At 67.9% G+C, this 1,086-nt stretch carries 2 protein-coding genes; both read left to right on the forward strand.

What is annotated here, in order from left to right; translation table 11 throughout:
* Positions 1–146 (forward strand): YcjX family protein (locus FJ980_RS33715; protein ID WP_181181422.1); only part of this gene is annotated, 146 nt, incomplete at its 5' end.
* Positions 143–1,086: TIGR01620 family protein (locus tag FJ980_RS33720; protein WP_140547676.1), on the forward strand; the 944-nt coding region annotated here is incomplete at its 3' end. The genes FJ980_RS33715 and FJ980_RS33720, both read left to right, overlap by 4 nt.

Below are 1,086 nucleotides of genomic sequence, written 5' to 3' on the forward strand. Positions count from 1 at the left end.
GGCAGGACAATACCGACCCGGCGATCCGCTTCGTGCGATTTCGCCCGCCAAAACTCGAGCGCACGGCCGAGGGCGTCATGCTGTCACTGCCGCATATCCGGCTCGACCGTGCCTTGCAGTTCCTGATCGGAGACCATCTGGCATGACCGCGCCCCGCAAGCCGGCGGCATTCCGCATCGAACCGGAGGCCACATCGCAGCAGGACGCGGCGCAGGCGCGCCGTGCCCAGGCCGGGGCGCCGGAGGCGCGCCGTGTCCAGACCGACACACAGCGCAAGCCCCGCGCGGTGAAGAGCGATGTCGCGCTGGTCATCCCGTCGGAGATCGACGTGTTCGACGAGCCGGACATCGTCGCTGCCGAACCGCCGCCGGCGGTCGCTCGCAGGAAACGTTCATTGCTTGGCTCCATCTTCTTCGGCGCGTTCGGGGTGCTGGTTTCGCTGGCCATCGGCCTGTGGACCGATCAGCTCATTCGCGATCTGTTCGCGCGCGCCGAGTGGCTGGGTTGGCTGGCCGCCGGCATGGCTGCCGTCGCCGTGCTGGCGCTGGTGGTGATCCTGATTCGCGAGTTCCTGGCGATCGCCCGGCTTGCCGAGGTCGAAAAGCTGCAGAAACGTGCGCTCGATGCGATTGCACGCGACGATCCCAAGGCGGCGCGATTGGTGGTCGACGAGCTGTCGGCCTTCGTCGCGGCCAAACCCGAAACGGCCGCGGGCAGGCGCGCGCTGGCCGATCTGCGCGACGAGATCATCGATGGCGCCAATCTGGTGCGTCTCGCTGAGGCGGAGATCCTTGGCCCTCTCGACGCCAGGGCCAAGATCATGATCCTGGAAGCCGCCAAACGCGTGTCGCTGGTGACGGCCGTCAGTCCGCGTGCGCTCGTCGACGTAGCCTATGTCGTGTTCGAGGCCGGGCGCCTCATCCGGCGCCTTTCGGAACTCTATGGCGGGCGGCCGGGAACACTGGGTTTCTTTCGCCTGGCGCGCAGCGTGCTGGCGCATCTGGCGGTCACCGGTTCGATCGCCGTCGGCGACAGTTTCGTCCAGCAGATCGTCGGCCACGGCCTGGCTGCGCGCCTCTCCGCCAA

This window comes from Mesorhizobium sp. B1-1-5 (assembly GCF_006443065.1).
In the GTDB taxonomy this organism is placed as follows: Bacteria; Pseudomonadota; Alphaproteobacteria; order Rhizobiales; family Rhizobiaceae; genus Mesorhizobium.